The 24,754-nt window shown below is 55.6% G+C and carries 10 protein-coding genes; 7 read left to right on the top strand and 3 right to left on the bottom strand.

The features are described from left to right. Positions 1–304: 304 nt before the first annotated feature. The 5 genes from FRY97_RS19720 to FRY97_RS19700 all read left to right on the top strand — a co-directional run bounded on the left by FRY97_RS19720 (position 305) and on the right by FRY97_RS19700 (position 12,599). Complete coding sequence (locus FRY97_RS19720) at positions 305–1,504, top strand: thrombospondin type 3 repeat-containing protein (protein WP_147169337.1); 1,200 nt, start codon at positions 305–307, stop codon at positions 1,502–1,504. Positions 1,505–1,910: 406 nt separating this feature from the next. Continuing rightward, on the top strand, positions 1,911–2,870 hold the full coding sequence (locus FRY97_RS19715) for a N(4)-(beta-N-acetylglucosaminyl)-L-asparaginase (protein ID WP_147169336.1): 960 nt from the start codon (positions 1,911–1,913) through the stop codon (positions 2,868–2,870). Positions 2,871–3,441: 571 nt separating this feature from the next. Continuing rightward, the gene (locus FRY97_RS19710; RefSeq protein ID WP_147169334.1) at positions 3,442–4,401 is read left to right on the top strand and encodes a PorP/SprF family type IX secretion system membrane protein; all 960 of its coding nucleotides are present in this window, start codon (positions 3,442–3,444) and stop codon (positions 4,399–4,401) included. Between the two features lie 138 nt (positions 4,402–4,539). Then, the gene (locus tag FRY97_RS19705) at positions 4,540–11,208 is read left to right on the top strand and encodes a T9SS type B sorting domain-containing protein (RefSeq protein ID WP_170254768.1); all 6,669 of its coding nucleotides are present in this window, start codon (positions 4,540–4,542) and stop codon (positions 11,206–11,208) included. Between the two features lie 653 nt (positions 11,209–11,861). Continuing rightward, positions 11,862–12,599, top strand: coding sequence for a 3'-5' exonuclease (locus tag FRY97_RS19700; protein WP_147169331.1), 738 nt, complete (start codon positions 11,862–11,864; stop codon positions 12,597–12,599). Positions 12,600–12,871: 272 nt separating this feature from the next. On the opposite strand, the gene FRY97_RS19695 is transcribed toward FRY97_RS19700, so the two are convergent. Continuing rightward, entirely contained in the window at positions 12,872–15,037 is a 2,166-nt protein-coding gene (locus tag FRY97_RS19695) for a S46 family peptidase (protein WP_147169329.1), read from the bottom strand. Between the two features lie 31 nt (positions 15,038–15,068). Next, on the bottom strand, positions 15,069–17,090 hold the full coding sequence (locus tag FRY97_RS19690) for a Na+/H+ antiporter NhaC family protein (protein WP_147169327.1): 2,022 nt from the start codon (positions 17,088–17,090) through the stop codon (positions 15,069–15,071). A 144-nt stretch (positions 17,091–17,234) separates the two neighbouring features. Between FRY97_RS19690 and FRY97_RS19685 the strand changes: the two genes are divergently transcribed. Continuing rightward, a complete protein-coding gene (locus FRY97_RS19685; protein WP_147169326.1) occupies positions 17,235–19,448 on the top strand; it encodes a T9SS type A sorting domain-containing protein in 2,214 nt (737 codons plus the stop codon). A 227-nt stretch (positions 19,449–19,675) separates the two neighbouring features. Further along, on the top strand, positions 19,676–20,941 hold the full coding sequence (locus FRY97_RS19680; RefSeq protein WP_147169324.1) for a DNA/RNA non-specific endonuclease: 1,266 nt from the start codon (positions 19,676–19,678) through the stop codon (positions 20,939–20,941). 51 nt (positions 20,942–20,992) lie between these two features. Here the strand turns inward: FRY97_RS19680 and FRY97_RS19675 are convergent, their stop codons facing one another. Continuing rightward, positions 20,993–24,505 carry a PAS domain-containing protein gene (locus FRY97_RS19675; RefSeq protein WP_147169322.1) on the bottom strand — a complete coding sequence of 1,171 codons (3,513 nt, stop codon included), beginning with the start codon at positions 24,503–24,505 and terminating at the stop codon, positions 20,993–20,995. Between the last annotated feature and the right edge of the window lie 249 nt (positions 24,506–24,754).

Genomic DNA, 24,754 nt, shown 5'->3' with positions numbered 1-24,754 from the left:
AATAATTGTCTATGTATTTAACGGGCGCTATCTTTGCCGGCACTTGTCAGTAAGCCTTTCCTGTAGATCCTGTCCAAAGCCGTGCCAAATTTTTATTGCTGTACTTGCTGGACGGAGCGCCGGTGCCCAAGCAACTCTATACGGATACAAACCCATCTGTGCCCTCCTGCCTGATGCCATAGCCCTATGGGCGGGGTGGGGCACCTGAAGTTCAGTTGCCGCCCGTTTGCACAACAGCAAGGGGCAGGCGGATTGGCCATTGTGCCTTGCGGGCTATGGATGAGGAACAAACACAGACTTTACCATGAGCAGGAGGAAAACAATATGGACGCTTAGTATATGGCTGATAGGGGCATTGGCGGGCCAGGAGGTGGCCGCTCAGCCCGCCAGCTGGTCGTTCAGCCTATGGTCGGGGCTCCAAGGCTATCAGGGCGATTTGGGAGAAGCATTGATGCCGGTGCCAGAACAGAGCGGGCTATTGCTTGGCGCCGGGCTGTCCCGCAGGCTCAGCCCGGCTTTACAGCTGCAGGGCCGTTTGCAGTACAGCGAGCTAGCGGCAGAGGATGGCGCAGCCCTTGCGCAGCGGGGCTTCCGCTTTTCGGGCAGGTATGCCCGGGCCCATTTGTCGATGGCCTGGAGCCCATGGGAAAAGAGGCGTTACCCTGGGCCCAGGGCCTTCAAGCGTTCGCTGACGCCCTATGGGTTGGCTGGCGGAGGGCTATTGCGTTCGGTGGTCCGCCCTGACTTTTCTGGCAATCAGATAGACCGCCTATCAGCGTATATTGATCAGGACAAAGCCCGCGGGGCTACCGCGTGGCAGCTGGAGATAGCAGTGGGCGGGGGGATGTTATACGATTTGGGGCTCAGGTCTGCCATCTTTGTGGAAGCAGTCACACAGACGGCCTTTTCGGACCATTTGGATGGCGTGAGCCACAGCGGCAACCCGGCACATGCCGATTGGATGCCGCAGGTCAGCCTTGGGCTTACGTACCGGCTATTGCCTCCGGACCGCGACCGGGATGGAATTGCCGATGAGGAAGATGCCTGCCCGCAGGTGCCGGGGCCGTGGTCGGCCAGAGGCTGCCCGGACGCCGATGAGGATGGGATAGAAGACTTGGAAGACCTATGCCGGGACGAGCCCGGCCCAAGATCCCTGAATGGCTGCCCCGATACCGATGGCGATGGGGTGGCCGACCGGGAAGACCGCTGCCCTGCATCCCCCGGGCTGAAAGCAACCCTTGGCTGCCCGGATGCCGACCGTGATGGGCTGGCCGACTTAGACGACCGCTGCCCATTCTTGCCGGGGAAGCCTTGGGAGGAGGGGTGTCCTCCGCTTGATGCCAATGCGGACGGGCAGCTTGCCGATGAGCATCAAGTCTGTTTGCCAGAAGCGGTACAGCAGCAGCTGAGCGCCCGCCTCCATAGTGTAGGGCTGCTCGTTAGCCTGTCTGGCCATTGGCAATTGCCTGGAGACACCACGATTGCTGCCCCCCTCCACCGTTGAAGCAATGTTGCCTTAGCGGAAATCAGATTGCTGTTTTGGGCCTGCCCCTGCTGCAAAGGTGGGGCCCTGCCCCTGCCATCGGGCAGGTGCCGCTATGCTGCGGGGCTCGCTGTCCGCTCGGCCCTATCGGGCTGTACACCCCTTCGCAGCGCTAGGCCGATGCCATCATAGCGCCAGTTAAGCGCTCCCAACCGGCTCACTAAGGGCGCAGCGCCTTGCGGTATTTTTGTCTGCCCGCCGCCGCTCACACCCAATGCAACAGTTAATTTTGAGGGATCATGGAGCTGATCCGGGCTTAATTTGTACTTTTATTTTACTGTATGCGCAAACAGCCCGTATTATTGCGGGCTGAAATAGCCAATAGATTAAGACGGATCGATACCCAAACAAGAGCAAAAAAAGAAAAATGAACTCAAGACGGAAATTTCTGGCCAGTGCATCAGCCGGCCTCATCGGCACGATTGGAGGCCTGGGGAGCACAGCTCGTTCAGGCAAAGGCCCTGGCCCGACAGTGATTGCCACCTGGAACAACGATGCAGCCGTAAGCAAAGCCTGGGAGGTGATCGCCCGGGGCGGGCGGGCGCTCGATGCGGTAGAGCAAGGCGTGAGGCTGGTCGAAGCAGACCCCAATGATCAAAGCGTGGGCTACGGCGGGCGCCCTGACCGGGAAGGCCGGGTCACTTTGGATGCCAGCATTATGGACGAAGCCGGCAACTGTGGCGCGGTCTGTTTCCTACAGGATATCAAGCACCCGATCAGTGTGGCCCGCCGGGTAATGGAGGAAACCCCTCATGTGATGTTGGCCGGAGAAGGCGCCCGGCAGTTTGCCCTGCAGGAGGGTTTCAAAGAGGAGCCCCTGCTGACCGAGGCCTCCCGAGAAGCATGGGAAGAATGGAAAAAAACGGAATCCTACAAGCCCATCATTAATATCGAAAACCATGATACCATAGGTATGCTTGCCCTTGATCAGCAGGGCAATGTCTCTGGCGCGTGTACCACTTCCGGCCTGGCCTTCAAGATGCATGGGCGGGTAGGGGATTCCCCAATCATCGGCGCCGGGCTGTTTGTCGATAACGAAGTGGGAGGGGCAGTGGCCACAGGGATGGGCGAAGCCATCGTAAAAGCCTGCGGCTCCTTTTTGGTAGTGGAGCTGATGCGGCAGGGCGCAAGCCCGGAAGAGGCTTGCCGGGAAGCGGTGATGCGGATTGTCCGCAAGCAGGGCAGCTACTACAAAGACATACAAGCGGGCTTCTTGGCGGTCAACAAAAAAGGCGAGACCGGCAGCTTTGCCATACACCCGGGGTTTACTTTCGCCCGGGCAAGAGGGCCTAAGGCCAAAAACCACAAGTCTAAGTCTTATCTGTAAGCCCGTCGAGCGGTATGTTAAAGTCAAAAACTAGGGGGCGGGCGCAGGAATATCTGCCATGCCTGTTCCGTTCCAAAGGCAGGCTGCTTTGTGCCTGAGCGCACCTTTGCGCACAAGGCGGAAAAAATTACATACATAAAATACACTAATCTGAGCCCAAAAACATAAATTTGGGCTTGCTTTTGCCAGACGGCCTCCCGCGCGGCGCAAACGTGGGGGATTTGGCCTTAATCCTGGCAGTTTCAGCGGCGAAATCTTCGCTGCTGCGTTTTGAGAGGTACACATATCAAAAAACAAAAATGGGGTAGGTTGACAGTGCTGCAATAGCCTGATCAGCCTATTTATGCCCATTTCAGACCGTAGCCAAAAGTTAGGGGCTTGCCTTATGGCAGCACCTCCAATAGATGCTGCATCTGCCATCCCCTTGTTTTTGAGGTGAGCCTTTGAAGCGCGAAAGCAACAGATCAATCATCTGATGCTGGAATTGTGGCCATTCAGAATGGCCCTGACATGAATCCTTGTTTTTCGAGCTTTAAATTTTCTAACTTTGCGCATCTCAAAAACTTATCCCATGAAGCGAGTAACGACCTGTCTTTCTCTCTTGGCTTGCCTGGTTTTCGGGGGGGCATCCCTACAGGCGCAGCAACTTTCCCTTTTCACACAGTACCGAGAAAATGCCACGGTGATCAACCCTGCCAGCATGGAGTCTGATTTTTTAGCCTTCGGGCAGAACATCACCTTTGGGGGCTCTTACCGTGCTCAGTGGGTAGGCCTGGACAACGCGCCCACCACGCAAACGCTCCGGGGCTCTTACGTCAATAGCGGCGGCTCTGGCGTTTCTATCATGACGGGCGGCTACCTGATCAATGATCAGACGGGCCCAACGGGCTTTACGGGCGCTTATGGGCGCATTGCCGGTGTCCTTTCCCCCAACCCGGAGGAGAGCGGTTTTGTCGTTGGCCTCAGCGCAGGTGCGGTCAATTTCAGGGTAGACGCTTCCCAGATCCGTTTGCGGGAAGAAGGCGACGTGGTCGGCACCGCAGATCAGTCACAATTTTTCCCAGACTTAGGGCTTGGGCTGTACTACTACAGTATGGTAGGGCGCAATGATAATATGTTTTACGCCGGTTTGTCCGTGCCTCAAGTGTTTGGGCTCGACCTCACCTTCCAGAATGAAGCAGGTGAGTATCAGACCAAGCGGGTACAGCACTATTATGGCATGCTGGGCTTCTATGCATTTTTCAACAACGACAGCTTTCTTGAGCCTTCCCTTTGGGTGAAATACACAGAAGGGGCGCCTTTCAACGCAGATTTCAACCTCCGTTATTACACGCCTGTCAATTTTTGGGTAGGGGCAGGTGGCTCTACAGCGGGCACTGCCCACTTGGAAACAGGAGTGGTGCTTGGAGATGTGTCCGGCTTTGACAATACCTTCCGCATAGGTTACGGCTTCGACTACTCTTTCAGCTCCTTTGGCCCCACTGCAGGGTCGACGCATGAGATCAACCTGACGATGTCCCTTTACCGTTAGGCCAGACGCCATGTACACTGCCTTTTCATTTGACCTGAATCATCTACGGCCGGAGGCTGCCCCTAAGTTGCCGGCTACCACCTTATAATGGTTTCTCCCATGCATACTCAAATCATATTCCCCAAACTCAACTTTTTTATGAAGAAGAGGACTTTGGCGCTACTGATGTTCCTGATAGCTGGTGCTGCCAGCCTGGCCGCTCAGAACGTTGCCTACACCATGTATTTTGAACAACCGGAAGAAAACCCCTGTGTCAACGAGACGTTTTGTATCGATGTCACTGTAGAGAACTTCTCGAATATTGCAGAGACAGACTTCAATATGCTCTGGGACTCCACCGTCTTGGAATTTGTAGAAGTAACCGCCCTCAACTTAGATGGGCTCACGCAGGACAACTTCACGCTGACCAACGCAGGCACCCTGAATATGGCCTGGCAGGTGGAAGATTGCGAGACCATCTCCCAAGGGGAGGGGGTCACGCTCGACGATTGCGGCAATACTTGCCGCCCTACCATTTTCCGCCTTTGCTTCCGTACGCTGCAGGCCTACGGAGATGCTACGGCTGTAACGGTAGGCCCTAACCGTTATACCACAAAAGACAACAGCAATTGCGTCAACCTACAGACGTTTGTCGAGCCGGCTTATATCTCTACTTGTGTGCGCCCTTTCATCGTTAATATTGCCGATGGGCAGGGCAATGAAGAGGATTTGGTATGCCTGGATTTCACGGTCTCAGGCCTGGACAGCCTCTCTTCTTTCCAGTTCCCGGTAGTATGGGATTCCACACTGGCCAAGTTTGCAAGCGTAGTTGTGCCTCAGAACCTGCCCAACCTCAGCCTGCAAAGTTTTGGCACACCATTGAACGCAGGCGGCGTGCAGGAAGGCTCGATCACCGTATCATGGGGCGCACCTCCGCCGCAGAATACCATTTCTGTAAACGACAGCACGCTCATTTTCCAATTGTGCCTGCGTTTGGAGCCGGGCTCCTGCTCGCGCGATATCTTAGTGAGCATTGCGGATCAGCAGCCCGGGCAGCCTTTCTTCCGTCCGGAAGCGACCAACGAATTTATGGGCGGTTTTAACAACATACAGGTTGGGCAGCGGGAAGGGCTGATCGAAGTGGGCCCCTGCAACCCACAGGGCGTGGAAGTCGCAGCAGATTGTGGCGCGCCAGTAGACCCCAACAGCTCGATCTGTGTGGAAGTAGAAGCCGGCGGCAATTTTCAAGACGTGACCGACCTGGCCTTCCTGATGACCTGGAACCCGAATATCCTTGCTTACACCGGAGTACAGGGCTTTGGCCTGCCCGGCTTAAATGCTACGGGCTTTAATGTGGCCAATACGAACAACGGCATACTTGGCTTTGAATGGGACGGCCCTGCACAGGACCGCACAGCAGGTGATGTTTTGTTTGAGGTATGCTTCGACGTGATCGGCGTGGGCGGGAACAGCCCGTTCCAGTTCATCAACAACAACGAAGACGTAGCACAGATCAACAATCAGCCAAGCATTGGCATCAACCCTTCGAACTGTGAGGTGCAGGTGAACCAACTGCCTGGGGTAGTCATTGATATGACCGGAGCCCTGCAAGGGCAGCCCGGGGATACCCTTTGCTTCGACTTTGCTGCTTCTAACTTTGTAGAGGTAGACCGCATGACCTTCTCCCTAGTGTTCGAGCCGAGCGAATTGGAGTTCATCTTGGCGGGCGGCATTCAGAACATGATACTCCCCGGCGCTTCTGCTGCCAACTTCAATCTTTTCGGTGTAGGCGGCGGACAGATCTTGTTCGAATATGACCCCGATACCCCGGTCACGCTCCCTGAAGGCAGCAACCTTTTTACGCTGTGCTTCCGTATACCTGATAACGAAGCTTTGGCGGGCGTCTGCAACAGCTTGCTGATTGCCAGCGACCCGCTCGAGGCAGAGGTCATCACCGCTTCTTCCAACGGGGAAAATATAGGCCTGACCGGCATCAACGGCGACTACTGTATCCTGAGCCCCGACGGCTTTTGGCTAGTTGGCGGAAATGTCAGTGGCGATCTGCGCGACACGGTCTGCGTGCCTTTTAAAGTAGGAGAATTTACGGATATCACTTCTGGCGACTTCTGCATCAATTGGGCGCCCGGCTCCCTCAACCTCGTGGAGCTCAATAATTCTGGCGTGCTTCCCAACTTGACAGTAGACCCTGCCGGGCAGCCGGTAGGCAGTGCCTGTTTCAGCTTTGGGGATGCGGCAGGCACCACCCTGGCCGATTCAACCACCGTATTCGAAATGTGCTTTGAACTGCTTGGCCCAGCGGATACTTGCTATCAGGTTAGTGTCAGCGATGCTCCCGCTCCAATGGTCGAGACCCTGAACGGGACCGGCAGTTTGTTGGATGAATCAGCAATTGTTTGCATAGACAACCGCCTGTTCATTGACAGCGTATTGGTCACGCCCGAGAGCTGCCCGGGCGTGGAAGATGGCGAAATCCGCCTTGTCGTTTCCGGCGGCAATCAGCCCTACGCGTTCAGCTGGGGCACTACCCCTCCACAATTTGGCCCGGTGGCACGTTTCCTGCCTGCGGGAGAGGTTATTGTGACCGTCATTGATGTGACAGGGCTCATCATTACCGATACCATCACCGTGCCTGTAGGCGGGTCAGACTTATTTGTCGATGCTGGCCCCGACCGCATCGCTAATTGTGGGGATTGCGACAACGCAAACTTCCTCAATCCACAGGCGACAAGCACCATGGACAACCCCAACGTCTCTTATCAGTGGACGGCTTCCCAGGGTGGGCAGATATGTGGTGCGAGCAACGGGCGGATCATTTTCGCACGCGGCCCAGGGCAGTTTGTAATCGAGGTAAGGGACGATAGCTCAGGCTGTTTTGTCAGGGATACCTTGCAGCTGCTTGCCCCCGAGCTTCCTGTGGTAGCTTTTGAACAGGCGGAGCCCCCTGTGATCACCTGTGATCAGCCTGCTGTCGGGCTTTCTGTAGAAGAGCAGGCAGGCGTCGATTATAGCTGGACCGGCCCGAACGGTTTCTTGGCGGACACCAGAGCAGTTATGGCTGCTGATTCTGGCACATACGTAGTGACCGTTTCCTTTATCGATAGCGGTTGTAGCGTAACGGATTCCATCACAGTGGACATAGACACGCAGGTGCCGTTCATCCTGGCGAGCCCGGGCAGCGACTCGGTATTCGTTGGCTGCAATAACGAAGCCACGCTCAACGGCTTCATCTCTGAAGAGATCCTGAACTTCTCTGCCCGCTGGCTCGATGCAGGCGGCAACGAGGTGTCCGGCAATCAGACTTATGCAACGGACCAGCCCGGGGTGTACTTCTTTGAAGTCGTCAACAATGATAACGGTTGTACCGCATTGGACTCTACAGTGGTTTCCCTTGAGGCCTCTCTGCCGGCGGTAAGCATTGAGGAAGGTGCCGTCATTGACTGCCGGAATGTGCCGGTAGATCTGAATGTCAGCGTTACAAACGCCAGCCCAGGCAACGTTGTGCCCGTTTGGTCTTCAGCCGACGGCGGTCAGCTGGAGCCTGGCACGGAGGGGCTGTTGGAGCCGACGGTTATCGTGCCCGGTACTTTCGGCCTGACGATCACAGACAACGCCACAGGTTGTACGGCCTCCGCTTCTGTCACGGTAGCCTACGACACCATCCCTCCGGTTGCTGTTGCGGAGGTGCAGGGGCTGATCTCTTGCGATAGCGAAACCGCCACCCTTGATGGCTCAGGCTCAGACACTGGGGAAAATGTGATCTATGCTTGGTTCAGCGCTGATTTCAACCAAGATGTGGGCACCAATATTCAGGAGCCTGTGGGCGCTGCCGGCACTTACATCCTTACCGTAGAAGATACCCTGCGCGGCTGTATCAACACGGATACCGTGATGGTAGCTCTTGACACCTTGCCCCCGGCGGTCACGGTTACGCCTGCACAGACCCTGACTTGCAACCGCGATACCGTTGCGCTGGCTGTGAACATCGGTTTGCCGCAAGGCGCATATTCAGCAGTGTGGGACGGGCCCATCGCAGAAACAGAAGGGGACACCGTTGCCCGTTTTGACACAGAAGGGCTTTACACCCTGACCGTGACCAATCTGGAAACAGGCTGTGAGGCCATTATCGAGCGCGAGATCGTCGATGTACGCAATTTCCCGGAGATACAGCTGGCGCAAGATTCCCTGTATATAGATTGCAATACCCCGGCGGTATTTGCAGATGCAACAGGCTCCTCTATGACCGATACCAACTTTACCATTGTTTATACTTGGACCGGGCCAGCGGGTGCTGCACAAGGGCCTTTCAATCAGCCAACACTTGAGATTGTTGACGGCGGCACCTTCGTGCTTTCCCTGCGGGATGTGGTTTCCGACTGTATCACTACAGATACGGTATTTGTCGCATCCGATACCGAAGGGCCTGAGGTGATGACCAACACCAGTTTTTCCATCAGCTGTACTAATAATATGGGCCTACTCGATGGCACAGGCTCAGAGGTCAACGACGACTATATCTATGTGTGGCAGCGCATTCAGGACGGGGTTGTCGTAGACACCGTGAGCATCGGCGGGCCGGAAGTGATTACCACGCCGATTGCCAACCCTGGCATTTACCGTCTCCGGGTGACCAACCCTGCTACAGGCTGCTTCACCAATGGCGTGCCTTTCCAAGTGACTGCAGATGGAGAGGTGCCGCAGATTGTGATCGGGGCCCCAACCGAAATTGGCATCTATGATTACGATTGCAACGCGCCGGATACCGTCAATGTAGCACTGAGCTTGGCCAACGAAGAGCTGCTCAACTTGGACAACCTCGTTTACGCGTGGACCGGGGATGTCATCACCACTCCTGGCAACCCCTTCACGGTAGGTGTGACAGCGCCTGGCATTTATGAGTTCATGGTAACGGACACCGCTACCGGCTGTGTTGGCGTCAACGAGCTGGTGGTCAATGATATCCGTGTGTTCCCTGAGATTGAGTTCGCAGCGGACATGCTGTCGATCACTTGCGATGACGAGACCGTTCTACTGGATGCCGCCGGTTCTGATTTTGCACAGGACACCACCCTTTATACTTGGATGGATGCAGCGGGCAATGCCCTTGGCAATGAGGCTACGCTTGAAGCTGCTGCGCCTGGCCTTTACATTTTTATGATAGAAAATGCCATTACAGGTTGTACCAGCATGGATACTGTAATGGTAGATGAGAATACCACGCCCCCCGCTGTGCTGACAGAAATGCCTGAAGACTTCACCTGTGTGGCCGAAAGCGTGCTCCTCAGCGCAGGGCCTACTGGCGATGCAGCAGACTTCGATGCAGTTTGGGAAGCGATTGATGGAGCTGTGGTCACACCGAATGCGGGCACGCTGACCGCTAGTGTTGCCGGCCCCGGTACGTATCAGCTCACGCTGACTAGCCTGGCGAATGGCTGTGATTCTGTTGTCGTTTTTGAAGTCGCTGCAGATACACTTGCCCCGCAGGGCGAGATCGCTATGCCGGGCTTCTTGGGCTGTGCCGGGCAGACCGTCACCCTTGATGCCACTTCTTTTGGCAACAACGGGGAGTTTGACATCAGCTGGAGCAGCATGGACGGCAACGTCAGCCCCGCAACGGGCTCATTCCTAGTGGACGTAGATGCCCCGGGCACTTACAACCTGACGGTCACTAATCCGGAGAACGGGTGTGAAGCCATGGCCGCTACCACTGTCTCCCTTGACCCTGAAGCGCCCATGGCAGTCAGCAGTACTATGGATAATGTATTGGGCTGTGGAGAGACGCTTACCCTAGACGGCGCGGGCTCTTCTGAAGGGGCGGTTTATGATTACGAGTGGGTTGCTGTAGATGCCGGCGCAATGCCTCCGGTGCCTGTCACTGCGCTCACCGCGACAGTGGACGCAGTAGGCGACTATATCTTTATTGTTACGAATACAGCTACGGGCTGTGCGGACACTTCGGAGGTCGTATCTATTGTATTGGACAACTCCCTGCCCGATGCAGCAGCTCAGGTCGACAGCATCACCTGCGATGGGCGGGCTTTTGTCAGTGCTAACCTTCCGGAAGGGGCGACCGGGCTTTGGACCGTTGGCGGCCAGGCTGTTGTCGTAGCTGATACCCAAGCCGTAACGGAAGTGATCGACTTGGGCATTGCCTCAAGCGAGCTGACTTGGACCCTGTCCTTTGATGGCTGCCCGGATTACAGCTCTGCTGCTGTGACTGTGACGCCTGAGCTCAGGCCTGCTGTCCAAAACGATCTGCTCGACCTCGAGGAAGGCGGCAATCAGGGCGTGCTCAATGTTTTGTCCAACGACGACCTGACCGGCGTGCCGGATTACAACCTGGCCTTCATCACCAACCCCGCACTGGGCGAGGTAGATACATTGGGCGGGGGAGAAGTGGCGTATACCCTGACCACTACGCTGTTCGCTTCCGCAGAAGATGAGTTCCGCTACGAGCTTTGCAACGCCAATTGCCCTACGCTTTGTGATACGGGCATTGTGCAGGTCATGATTCAGCGCGATAGCGTGGAGATCGAAACGCCTAATGGCATCACTCCTAACGGGGATGGCCTGAACGACAACCTCGTATTCGATCAGTTGCTGATCGACCCCGGCAAGTATCCGAATAACGAATTGATCATCTTCAACCGCTGGGGTGATATCGTATTCCAGGCGCAGCCTTACGGCAACAACTGGAGCGGGCAAAATTCGGAAGGCAAAGACCTGCCGGACGGTACCTACTACTATATCCTTCGCCTTGATATCGGCGGGGCAGAAATCTTGCGGGGGGATGTGACCATCCTCCGTTAAGGGATAGCAGTGTACGGTTAGAAAAAGGATGCCCGGCTGCCTTTCAAGAAAAGCAGCCGGGCATTTTTATGTCCAAGCTGCAGCTGCATGCGATTATGTTATCCGTCATGCCGGGCGCAAGAGGGCACAGTGGCATCTGTGCTTTAAGCCACCGTTCGTTGGCTTGGGCGCAAACCCAAATGTCCCCATCTTTTAGGCACGATCATGGCACCGGGCTAGCGCTGCGGAGGGGTGTACAGCCCGATAGGGCCGAGCGGATAGCGAGCCCCGGAGCATAGCGGCACCTGCCCGCTGGCAGGGGCAGCCCCCTCCTTACGGCAGGGGCGGGCATTCTGTAGGCTGGATTCGCCGGGCAGCATGGCAGGGTTATAACAGCTCCTTTTTCCTGCTATACTGGCCCGGCGCACTAAGTTTGGTTATTTCGGATATGGTTTTGCCTTGGAAACGCAGTTTTTGTATTTTGAAAGCCATGCCAGCGAAAAGCAGGAGGCAGCTCAGCCATGCAGGAGCGCCAAGCCGGCGGAAAATTGAGCGCTGCCAGCTGGCCGGTTTATGGAATCGGGCAGTCTTTGCGTCATCTTAGCATAGTAGCACAGGCCTGCTCATGAAGTGCAGGCGCTCTAGTTTTTGACCACCAAAACGCCAGTTTACATATGGATATCGCCAATATTTTGTTCTTGGATATTGAAACCGTATCGGGCAAGCCTGCCTACAATGCACTGAGCGAGGACATGCAAGCCCTTTGGGCAATAAAGGCCAATCAGCTGGCCCGTGGGCAGCTAGCGCCTTTGACGGAGGAAGAAGTCGCTGCGGCCTACAGTCAGAAAGCAGGGATCTTTGCAGAGTTCGGCAAGATTGTGTGCATCTCCGTAGGCGTTGTGTACCGGGACAAAGAAGATAAAAAGCTGCACATCCGGCTCAAGTCGTTTGCCAGTGAAAACGAAGCAGAGCTCTTGCACGAGTTCAGCCAACTGGTATTCAAGCATTACAATAATGCGGCCAAGTACGGATTCTGCGGGCATAATGCAAAGGAGTTTGACATCCCCTACATTTGCCGGAGGCTCATCATCAACCGAATGCCTTTGCCTGCACCGTTTGACCTGTCTGGCAAAAAGCCGTGGGAGACCAAGCACATTGTAGATACGATGGAGATGTGGTCTTTTGGCGACCGCAAAAACTTCACTTCGCTAAAGCTGCTGGCAGCAGTATTGGGCTTCCCTTCGCCCAAGGACGATATCGACGGCAGCGATGTAGGCCGGGTGTATTGGGAGGAAAAAGACCTGAAGCGCATCTCGTTCTATTGCGAAAAAGATGTATTGGCTACTACGCAGCTCTATCTGCGCTATAAGCTCATGCCGCTGCTAGAAGATGATCAGGTGATACATGTTTAGTGTTTCTTGGGGAGGGGAGGGCAAGGGTTTGTGCCTGATTGCTTTGCCGGCTTGGGGTAGGAAAGACCTTAGATTGTAGCTTTATGAAAAGGGAAGGGGGCTGAAAAAGGGGCCAGGTAAGGCCACGACTGAGGTTGACATGGAGCCAAACGGCAGCGGCTTGCCGGCAGAGTATGAGCAGGCGAAAGTCGATGCCGCCACCTTTGCAGCGCCCGTAGCACTAGCGGATGAGGCTCAACTTTCTCCTGCTCTTGGCCACCTTGGAGCGCGCTTTATGGCGCCTTCGGGTGGACCAGGTCCATTTCTTCTATGAGGTGCCCAGCACCGGCAAACTTGTCAATGATAAAGAGGATATAGCGGGCATCGACCATGATGTTCCGGCAGATAGATGGGTCATAGTTGAGATCGCTCATCGTCCCTTCCCAGGCGCGGTCAAAATTGAGCCCAATGAGGTTGCCGTGGGCATCTATGGCAGGGCTGCCCGAGTTGCCCCCTGTAGTATGGTTGGTCCCAATGAAACATACCGGCATTTTGCCTTCGCTGCCATATTCACCATAATCTTTCGCCTCGTACAGCTCGATAAGCTTTTGAGGCAGATCGAATTCATAGTCTCCGGGCACATACTTTTGGATGACCCCATCAAGGTAGGTGACAGGCTCATAGCGCACTGCATCTTTTGGCGCATAGCCTTTGACCTGCCCATAGGTGACCCGCATGGTGCTGTTGGCGTCGGGGTAGAAGCGGCGGTCCGGGAACACGGCAATTTGTGCCCGCATATATTGCTCTTGCAGGGCATCAATCTCATCTTTGAGCTTGCGGTAAGCCTGTTCGGCCCCCTGCTCGTTGTGCTCGGAGATGCTGCGCACCAAGGCATAGGCATAGTCCTCCCGGATCAGCTTGACAAAAGCCTCGGGGCCTTGCTCCATAGCTGCTTTCAGCGCTTCAGGCTTGGGCAGGCGGCTCTTGGCAAATACGATCTTAGCCAGCTGCTCGCCTGTCTTCCCTGCATTTACATATTGCTCTACGGCAAAAGGTGCTTGGTACTGAGGCTCGACTTCTTCAAAATAATAGGCCATGAGCTCTGCAAAAACCTGCTGGTCAAGCTCAGGGGAGTAATCTTTGTAAAAGCGGTCGATAAAATCAGCGATCCGGCCCATGCGGCTGTCTACCATTGGCGCACCGCTAGAATCGTACATTTTCACGATGCTGTGCAGGGTATTGGCTAAGGTGAACAGCTCGATATTGCGCCCGGCGATTTCCCCCACGGCCGTATTGGCTTTGATGTAAGGGCCCATTTCGGTATACAACCGTTCAAATTCTGGCAGCAGGCCGCCATAGCGTTTTTGGAAATCAGGGTCTGCTTTCACCCGTTGGGCAAATTCGGCCTCATAAGCCTGCTTTTTGGCAATGCCCCCGGTAGCGAGTATGCCTTGGCTTTCGCCAATCCACTTTTTCCAGGCATTGGCAATCCGTGACTGCTTGCTCGCATATTGGATGCGCACGCCCGGGTCAGCCTTCATCGCCGCATTGATGACGTTCAGCGCCCGGTCGCGGATCCCGATGCGCACGGGGTTCACCACCTCCACCCGCTGCTCCACAGCTACCGCAGGCAGGTACTGCTCCGTACGGCCTGGGAAGCCAAAAATAAGCGTGAAATCATCTTCGGAAATCCCATCCAGGGAGATGGGCAAGTGGTGGCGCGGTTTGAACGGCTTGTTGTCCGGGCTGTATTCAGCAGGCTTATTGTCGGGGCCCGCGTAGATACGGAAGAGCGAAAAGTCGCCAGTATGCCGGGGCCAGACCCAATTGTCGGTATCTGCGCCAAACTTCCCAATGCTCGACGGCGGCGCACCGACAAGGCGGATATCCCGGTACGTTTCGGTTACAAAAAGGTAGTATTTGCTCCCCTCGAAGAAGGCTCGTACTTTCGCTTCCTGGAATGCTTCCAGTTCAGCCGCCGCTTCCACGCCAGGCAGGTTTTTATCTACCCAAGATTGCCGCTCTTTAGGGTGCATATCTTCTGTGACGTTTTCCAGTACCGCATCGGTGACATCTTCAATACGTACGATAAAGGTCACAAAAAGCCCAGGGTTGGGCAGCTCTTCGGCTTGGCTCCCCGCCCAGAATCCGTCCTGCAAATAGTTGTTCTCTAGCGAAGAGTGGGACTGTATCTGCCCGTATCCGCAGTGGTGGTTGGTCAGTACCAGCCCTTGGCTGGAAATGACTTCCCCAGTACAGAAGCCGCCAAAATGCACGATGGCATCTTTCAGGCTCCCCTGATTGACGCTGTAGATGTCCTCAGCGGTCATTTTCATGCCCAAGCTCTGCATTTCAGCTTCATTCAGCTGAGAAAGCAGCAGCGGCAGCCACATGCCCTCGGTCGCTTTGGCTGAAAGCCCCAATTGCACAATAAAGACAAATAGGAGTAATTTTTTCATGGTTATATCTGGTTGTTGTTTGCTATTCAGGTTAATGGTCTACCGGTTTCCCGAATTTCCAGACGACCCCAAAAAGGATGGCCAGGCCGATGCCCAGCAAGAGCAGGCAAATACCCCAGCCCCCGCCCAGGAAAGTCGATAGCCACCCGGCTGTCAGCGCCACGCTGCCTACCGTCAGGGCATAAGGCAGCTGTGTGCGTACGTGGTCGATGTGGTTGCAATCGGAGGCCAGGGAGCTAAGGATGGTCGTATCGGAAATCGGAGAGCAGTGGTCGCCCAGCACAGATGCTGCCAGTGTGACAGAAATGACATTGAACAACAGCTCCAGGCTGTGCGCTTCGTCTATCCCCTGAGCCGAACAGATAGCCCAGGTGGTAGGTATCGCAATAGGGTAGAGGATGGCCATTGTGCTCCAGCTCGATCCGGTAGAGAAGCTGATCACGGCCGCCAATATGAAAATGATGACAGGCATCAGGTAAGGGTTGATGCTATCTTGTAGGGTAGAGGTGAGGAACGTGGCAGTGTGCAGCTCTTCGGTAGTCGCTGCCAGCGACCAGGCCATTGTCAGGATCAGGATGGCGGGCAGCATGGCTTTAAAACCGGTCACCATAGTGGACACCGCATCCGCCAATTTCATGATCCGGCCGCCTACTGTGAGCAGTATGGCAGCGATGACGCCGCTCAGGGAGGCCCACAACAGGGCTACGTAAGAATCAGAGTTGCCGATCAGCTTCCCAACTTTTAGGAAAAAACCGCCTTCTACTTCCGGCAGTTCGCCCATCGCTCCCCAGACTGCTCCCCAGCCCTGACTGCCCGGCGCAACGCCTGCGGCCGCTAGCTCTCCATAGGTGCTGGCCAAGCCTGTATCCATGAGCCCATAAAGGGTGACAAGGATGACCAGCCCCACAGGGATAGCCGCATTGTACCACTTCAACGGCGCGCCTGCTACAGGGTCCAGGTTTTCCATATCCTCCTCTTCCGCTGCACTGCGGGTGCCGAAAACAGCCCCCGTTTCCCGCGCCCGGCGCTCGGCCCGGTACATACCGCCGAAGTCCCGCTTTGTATAGATCAGCATCAGGATGAACGCTAGGGTCAGGATAGGGTAGAAGGAGTACTTCAGCGAGCTGAGGAATACCCCATAAGGCGTAAGCCCGAGGTCGTCCCCCATCTGTGCCTGTATCTGCAGCAGCCCGTCATCAATATACCCGAGCTCAGCCCCGATCCAGGTGGTGATGAAAGCGACCGAGGCCACAGGGGCAGCTGTGCTGTCTACAATATAAGCGAGCTTCTCCCTAGAGATTTTGAACTTGTCCGTAACCGAGCGCATGGTATTGCCCACGATCAGCGTATTGGCGTAGTCATCAAAAAAGATGGCTACGCCCAGCACCCAGGTGATGAATTGGGCGCTGCGCGGCGTACGGGCATAGCGGGAGAAGGCCAGCACTACCCCAGCCATGCCCCCATTGCGGGAAATGATGGCCACCATGCCCCCAATGAGCATGGAGAAGGCGATAATGGAGAGGTGCCCGGTGTCTGCCAGCGCTTGTATGACGTAGCGCTCCACCACGTCGAAAAGGCTCAGCAAAGTATAGTACACGGAGCCCAGCCGCATGCCCCCAGCAATGAAGGCCCCGACCCAGACCCCCGCAAAAAGGGATACGATGACTTCCTTGAACAGCAGGGCCAGGAAAATGGCCACCAAAGGGGGGATGATGCTCAGCCACATCGGGATGCCCCGAAGGCGCGGCGTGCCGTCGTTCAGGGCAGAGAGGTGGTAAAGCCGGTACGCTTTGGGGCCGGTCTTCACAAGCAGTAGCGTTCCGCGGGGCGTTATTTCAACAGGCAGCTCGCTCTTGCCCTGTTCCACCAAAAGGCGCTGCGCTTCGCCGTTCACCTCCACGGTGTATGACCCGTCCTCCACTGAAGTATTGAATACCAGAGCGCCCCGCTGAGCACTGAGCTCATAATTATCGCCCAATGACTGTGCGGACAAACCTGATGTGGCATACAGACAACAAATGAGGAGAAAACTGAGGGTGTAAGCTTTTTTCATGCTTGCTTTTTATAAATTGAGCCGCTTGTGTGGGCTTGCTGCACTCCTTAAGAGTGGTTGCGAAAAGATGGCGCTCTTAGATAGATTTGTTTGTGGAAGCACACAATTAACGAAGATTTCGATAATCCACCAATTTTCCGAAATATGAAAAACGCTCTGCGTACCCTGCTTTACCTGCTTTTGCCTTTCGCTTTGCAGGCACAGTTCTATACGCCTATGGATATCCCCGTAACCATTGGCGGGCAAAGCCTGAAGTACCCCTTTGCAGGGGGGCTGAACAATCCTCAGCCCAATCAGGCAGACCTCAACGGCGATGGGCAGGATGATTTGTACCTGCTCGACCGGACGGGCAACGTCCACCTCGTCTACCTGCGCTCGGGTGGGGAATATGTCTATTCCCCTGGTTTCGCCCAATATTTCCCGGAAGGGGCCGCAGACTGGGTCATCCTCCGCGATTTCAACGGGGACGGAGTTGTGGACCTTTTCACTCAGTCGCAGCGTATGGAGGCCATCCAAGGGGTAGCAGTCTTCACCGGGCGCTTTGAGAATGGCCATATCGCATTCGACCGCCTGCCATTGGCCCACCCCAAAAATATCATCCCTTTCACCCCGCCCACGGGCTCCCCTACACAGCTCTATATTAGCAATGTGGATTACCCTGCCATAGACGATATGGATTGTGACGGCGATCTGGATATCCTGACCTTCAACCCTTCAGGCGGCTTTATCGAGCTGTACGCCAATCAGTCGGTGGAGCAAGGGTACGGGCTGGACAGCCTCCGTTTTGTAAGGGAAGAAAACTGTTGGGGCGGGATATTCGAAAACAGCATAGAGCAGGAGGTGGGCCTGGCCGATGCGCCGGGAGAATGCTTCGACGGGCTGGGCGGGACATTGGAAGAGCGCCACCCGGGAAGTACCTTGCTCACTTTTGATGCCGACAACGACGGCGATAAAGAGCTCATTCTGGGCGATGTCTCTTACCCTACCCTCAATTTCTTGCACAACGGGGGAGACTGCGATGAGGCCTGGATAAACGAACAGGAGGTGGGCTTCCCCGCAGCCGGCGTGCCCGTTGACCTGCCCCTATTCCCAACCCCTTTCCTGGCAGACGCCAACCTCGATGGCCTGCCCGACTTGCTCGCCGCCCCCAACTCTGTCAATATTTCCGAAGACCGCGAAGTGCTCTGGGTCTATCAGAATACCGGCACCCAGCAAATACCTGCTTTCACTTTCTCCCAGCGGGATTTCCTCGTGGAGGATATGATCGACTTGGGCACAGGGGCAAGCCCGGCTTTCGTAGATTACAACGCCGACGGCCTGCTCGACCTGGTGGTGGGCAATATCGGTGCCTATCAGCCTGCTGGCGAAAAAGATACCCGGCTTTACCTCTTTGAAAACACAGGCACTGCTACAGCCCCTGCCTTCGAACTGGTAGACGACGACTACCTGGGGCTCTCCGCTTTCTCTACCTACACGCACTTCGCGCCAGCTTTCGGCGACCTGGACAGCGATGGCGATCTCGATATTGTGGTCGGGGAGGTCTTGGGCAAGCTCTTTTATGCAGAGAACACCGCTGGGCCCGGCAACACCTTGTCGTTCGGCCCCTGGCAGTACAATTATATGGGCATCGACGTCGGGAGCACTTCGGTGCCTGCCATCGCCGATTTGGACCGGGACGGGCTGCCCGATCTTATCATCGGGGAGCGCACAGGCAACATCAACTTCTTCCGCAATACCGGCACTCCACAGGAGCCTGCTTTCAACCCAGATACTGAAGCGCCGGGCAATATCTTAGCGCTTGGCAATATCAATGCGGCCGTGCCGGGCAGCATTACCGGTTACTCTGCCCCAACGGTGCTGGATCAAAACGGGAGCTACCTGCTCCTGGTCGGCACAGAAGCAGGGCAGATAGAGGCTTACAATCAGATAGAAGGCAATATCGGCGGCAGCTTCAATTTAGATGCGGAGCGCATGGGCGGGCTTCGCCCGGGCATTAAAAGCCGGGCTGCCATTGCCGATCTAGACGGGGACGGGCTGTTGGAAATGCTGGTGGGCAACGAAAGGGGCGGGCTGATGGCCTACCATACAGATGTGCCCGTTGGCAGCCCTACCGGCATTTCGGGCCACCGCTCCGCACAGTTGGAGGTATACCCTATGCCCGCCGCTGAGCAAGTGACCGTGGTGCTGCCAGAAGCAGCCGACGCTAAGGTGTACAACCTCACTGGCCAATTGATGTGGTCTGGGCCGCTGCCAGCCGGCGAGCAGGTGCTCAACCTGTCCGCCTGGCCCGTGGGCATCTATTGGCTGAAAGCTGCATCGGGCCAAAATCAGTACCGGGCGCGGGTGGTGAAACAATAACTCAACACAGGCACCCTAGAAGGGATGGGGCCTCCCCGCGCCCAAAGGCGCGGGTCGCTATGCTCCGGGGCTCGCTGTCCGCTCGGCCCTAACGGGCTGCCACCCCTGCGCAGCGCTAGTCCAATCCCCTCCTTTTGCCGGCAAGGCTTAAATCCCTGCGATATTTTGGCTTATGCCCTCAAAGATGACATTGGCCTTTTGTAACTTTGGCTAATAATTGATACAACATGATGCGAGTATTACTGCAAAAAGCAATTGGGGTCACAGCCCTACTCCTTTTGGCCAGTCTAGCGCTTTGGGCACAGCCCTTGGAGCAAGAGCTGCAGCGTATACAATCACAGCTCGATCAGCTCGAGGAACAGCGGCAGGCCCTGCTTCTGGAGCTGGAAGACATTAAACTGCGCCGCGTACAGCGCGACCTCCTTGCGATGGGGCTGCCCGGAGAAGATTACATCATGCACAGCGCCATGGCGCTTTCCTACGCAGAGCCCTTCGAACAAGCCCGCTGGGTAGCGCATATTATTTTGCCTGATGTGCTGGAAGGGACCGTCGGGCGCACGAACGATTTCAGGCCGGACCCCAAAGTGGCTACTGGCACGGCGGTGGAAGCAGATTATTTCCTCAAGTACTTGCAGGCAGACAGCACCTACGAATACGATGGCTTTGGGTACGATAGGGGGCACCTGGCCCCTTCTGCCGATTTCCGCTGGTCTGAGCGGGCGCTCAGCGAGTCTTATTTCTATTCCAATATGTCGCCCCAAGTAGCCGCATTGAACCGGGAGCGCTGGGCTGAGCTGGAGGCCGTCATCCGGGGGTACCTGAATGGGAAAAGCCCCCGGCAGCTTTATGTAGTGACCGGGCCTGTCCTGGAGGAAGGGCTGGCCGTCATCGAGCGGTCGGTGAATAAAGTTGCTATCCCCAAGCGTTTCTTTAAGGTGGTTTATGACCCGGCCGATGAGAATGCCATCGGCTTCATCTTGCCCAATGAGAAAGTGGATTACCCCCTGGCCACATTCGCCGTGCCGGTTGATCAGGTGGAAGCCATAACCGGGCTCGATTTCTTTTCTGGGCTGGAAGATGAATTGGAGGCAAAGGTGGAGCAGAAGGCGGACAAAGCCAAGTGGCTGCCCGAAATTGCGGAAGGAGGGGTAGAGCCACTATACCCGCCGGCCCTGCCCCGCAACCACTTCAATACCGTACAGGCTAAACAGTACATGGGCCAGAACGAAGAGGTGACCATCTGTGGCACGGTCGTTGGCACGCGCTACAGCCGCAGCGGCAACCTTTGGATCAACTTGGATAAGCCTTTCCCCAATCAGGTGTTCTCAGTTTTTATTAGGAAAAAAGACTTGCCCAACTTTCCCTATGACCCCAAGGAAGTCTTGTCTAACGAAAAAGCCTGCTTTACCGGCAAAGTCGAAAACTTCAGCGGTACCCCGACGATGAACATCGAGCGGGAAGAACAGGCTTTCAAGGGGGTGCCGGAGAAATGATAAGCCCAGGCCCATCGTTCAATGGCCTGCTCACTAGCCCGCCCAATGCCATCAGTAAAGCGTTGGGCCATGAGCCTCTCTGAGGGAAACAAAGAAAGTGCTCCCTTTCCCCTCTTCCGATGTTATCCATATCCGGCCCCCATGCAGCTCTGCAATCTTCTGGCAGTGCGCGAGCCCAATGCCTGTGCCTTCATAAGCTTCCCGGGGGTTGAGGCGTTGGAACAGATGAAAAACCTTGGCTTGTTGATCCGCAGGTATGCCAATGCCATTGTCTTTGAACGACAGCACCCATTGGCCCTCCTCCCGATAAGCCTGTATCTCCACAATTGGCGGGATGCCTGGCCGGTGGAATTTTATGGCATTGTTCAGCAGGTTTTGCATCAGCCCCTGTAGCTCAGTGCGGTAGCCGGCCAGGACGGGCAGGCGGCCATGGGCCAGTACGGTAGCTTGTTCTTCCTGGATGAGGGTGCTGAAGTCTGCCAAGATGCTTTGGAGCACTTCCTCCAGGTCTACTTCTTCCCTCTTCTTTTTTTGCCCAATCTGGCTGTACTCGAGCAGCCCTTTGATCAGGTTGCTCATCCTCCCGGCAGCATCTGTGATGAAGTGCAGGAACTGGTCGGCATTTTCATCCAGCTGCCCTTTATACCGTTGGGCCAAAAGCCCGGCAAAGCTGCGGATGGTCCGGAGAGGCTCCTGCAGATCGTGGGAAGCCACATAAGTGAACTGCTCCATCTCCTTGTTTTTGGCTTCCATTTGCTGGGCGAACTTCCGTACTTCCTCCAGCTTTTTCTGCTCAGTGATGTCTTGTATAATCCCAAACCAAGAGGTGGTGCCATCTGTGCTGCGCTCTGGGGTGGCAATGGTGTACAGCCACCTTTCGCTCCCGTCTGGCTGCACAGACCTGAAGGAGGTTTCCAATGGGCTCAATCTCAAAGCAGAAGACTTTACCATACTGGCTAAGCGCTGTAAGTGCTTAGGATGGACAATGGAGGCGGCCAGGTAAGCATCTTTTTGAATCTGTTCTGGGGAATAAGCCGTTAGGGATTGAATGCCCGCGCTGATGAAAGGCAAGCTGTATTGGCCATCTGCAGCCCGGTCGAGCTGGTAAATAGCGCCGGGCACATTGGCGGTAAGCTTCTGCAGCAGCTCTTGGCTCTCCTCCACTTGGGCCTGTGCTTGTGCCCGCAGCCGAATGTTGACCACCATCTGGGCAAATAGGAGCAGGAGTTGCTGTTCATGCTCATTGCCGCTATAGGATTTTTGGACATAGTCGAACCCGACAAACCCTAAACATTCCCCATTGTGCAGCATGGGGACAGTCTGCAAGCTCTTGATGCCCTGTAGCTGCAGGTGATTTTTCATGACCGGATAGGACAGCTCGGCTACATTTTCCAAAACAAAGCTTTCCCCTCTTTGGTGGTGCGCTACAATGGGCTCTATGCCCTCGAAAGGTATCTGTTGGAGGTTGGCGATTTCTGAAGACACCTTTGTTGCGCACCATTCAAAAATACAGGAAGTGGTTTGGTGGGCAAAATCGTACTCAAAGAGGTAGGCCCGGTCTGCACCGACAAAGGATCCGATTTCCCGTAGGGACTGCTGAATCGCCTCTTTCACTTGATCGGCAGGGATATTGATGTACTCTGAAGCCATTTGCATCAAGATCCGCTGCATGGCGGCTTGTTTAATGGCTTCCTCTTCTGCCTTTTTACGGTGGGTGATATCCCAGACGATGGAATCCCAGGTGATCCCCCCATCGGCGGTTGGTTTTGGAGCGCCTTTCCCGCTCAGCCAGCAGGTATGGCCCTTGGCGTTTACAATGCGCCACTCAAAAGACCAGGGCGACAGGTCTTTGGCCGAGGCCAGGAAAGACTGCCGCAGGGGCGCTCGGTCCTCAGGGTGTATGACCTGTTCCAGCTCCATAGGCAGGGTGCTCAGCTGTTGGCTAGTGTAGCCCCACAGCCGCTCCGCCCCTTCGCTGAGGTAGGGCATGCTGGCGCTGCCATCTGCTGCGAACCGGATCTGAAGGACCACGCCCGGTATGTTGGAGGTGATGTTCTCCAGTTGAGCCCGGTGCCGCTTTAGCTCGAGCAGGGCATTGTGCTCGCGGGTTATGTCCTGTATCAAGCCATTGATGGCGATGATTTTACCTCCTTCCCATTCTGGCTCTCCCGTTAACCGGACCCATTTTGGGGTCTGCTTGAGCCCCTTGAACCGGAGGGTCAGATCAAAACTGGCCCCTTGGTGCTGGGCTTTGTCAAGGGCCTCGGCCAGCTCTGCCCGGTTCATAGGGTGGTAAAAGAGCAGCCCTTTGCTGAGGTCAGGTTTGAAGTCGAAGCCAACCTCGTGTATCCGGTAGACCTCTTCGGTCCAAATGACCTCGCCGTGGCCTAGGCCGAGCCTCCAGCCTCCGATTTTAGCTTGTTGCTGTGCTTTTTCCAGCAGCAGGTTGGCTTCCTGTAGCTTTTGCTCAGCCTGTTTGCGGTCATGCACGCTCCGTATTGACAGGATGATGCGGCCGTTTTGTATGTCGAAAGTGCCTTGAGTTTCCACCCAGGCCCAGTTGCCGTTGGCAAGCCTGAGCTGATGCTCCTGCCTCAACGGGCGGGTGTGCCTGCGGATAGCGGCAAGGAAATAATGAAAGGCATCTTTTTCGGAGGGGTGGCAGAAGCTGCCGATATAGGTGCCCGTAGCAGCAGCCTGAGCATAGCCGGAAAGGCGTTCCCAACCTGTGGCAGCAAAAATAATGCGGCCATGCAAGTCGGTAGTCAGCAAAGCATCGCTAAGGCTATTGATCAGGGCGGTATAGTTTTCATAAATGGGGCCTGGCCTTGGGCCTTCGTAGCCCAAACCGGCCACAACTGCCCTTCCTTCCTCCTGCTGCATCAGCTCAAAAGACCATTGCACCCATACTGCTTCCCCAGAAACGGCGCGGCAGCTCAGTGCTGTTTCTAACTTGCCGTTGGCAGATGCGGCGGCCGCAGCACAGGCTTCTTTCAGCCCCGGGAGTAGCCCTGCTGCGCCTTTCCAGTCAGTAGCCGATTGGAGGAACCGGGCTTCAAATGCACGATTGTAGTGCAATAGGCCGCCTTCCAGGCTGAAAATAGCGGTATAGGCCCCTTTCTCTCCCCTTACAATGGGGAAAGGCGCCTTTACAGGTTCGAACAGGCCTTTGGGCTGCTGGCTGAACCCGATAATGGTGCCGCCCTTACAGGAAGGGGATGGGGGCAGGTGCCGTATAGCGCATTGCAGGAAGGGGAGCGGCTGCATCTGTGCTTGAAGTTGCAAAATCAACAGCGCTGGGCCCTCGCTGCTCAGGGCGTTCAGTAGCCGGCCCCAGCTTTTTGGGGTGAAAAGCTGGCTCAGGCTGCCGCCTGCGGCCTCGCTTTCGGTTGGCAGCAGTTCAAAAAAGCGAGGTTCGACAACGGCTTTTTCAATGGGGGAATTATTGGACAGCAGCCACGCCCCAGCTGGGGCCATAGCCCGGATGAAATCCCAGGATTCCGGGTAGTGTTGCAGCAGCAGTTGTAGATAGTCTCTAAATTGTGCATTTACAGGAGCGTACAAATCATACTTGTTTATAGCACCGCAATCAGACAGCTAGGCTAGCCTGAGTTGCTTGCTAGTTTTTAGCGCTGAAACCCTTGCCCAAGCTGTGCCCTAAACAGCACAGCAATTGCGGCTCAAGCCACAAATGCAAGGTGTCCCTGATCCGTTATGTTGTTTTCATTTTTGATTTGGGGCAGGATGAGAAAGCTTTGCTTGGAGAAAGATAGCAGAATTTTGCTGCGCGGGCAAGCCAAAAGCGGTCAGCTG

This window comes from Phaeodactylibacter luteus, assembly GCF_007993045.1.
Lineage (GTDB): Bacteria > Bacteroidota > Bacteroidia > Chitinophagales > Saprospiraceae > Phaeodactylibacter > Phaeodactylibacter luteus.
The sequence above is the reverse complement of the archived record's forward strand: the minus strand, read 5'-3'. Positions and strand labels throughout refer to the sequence as shown.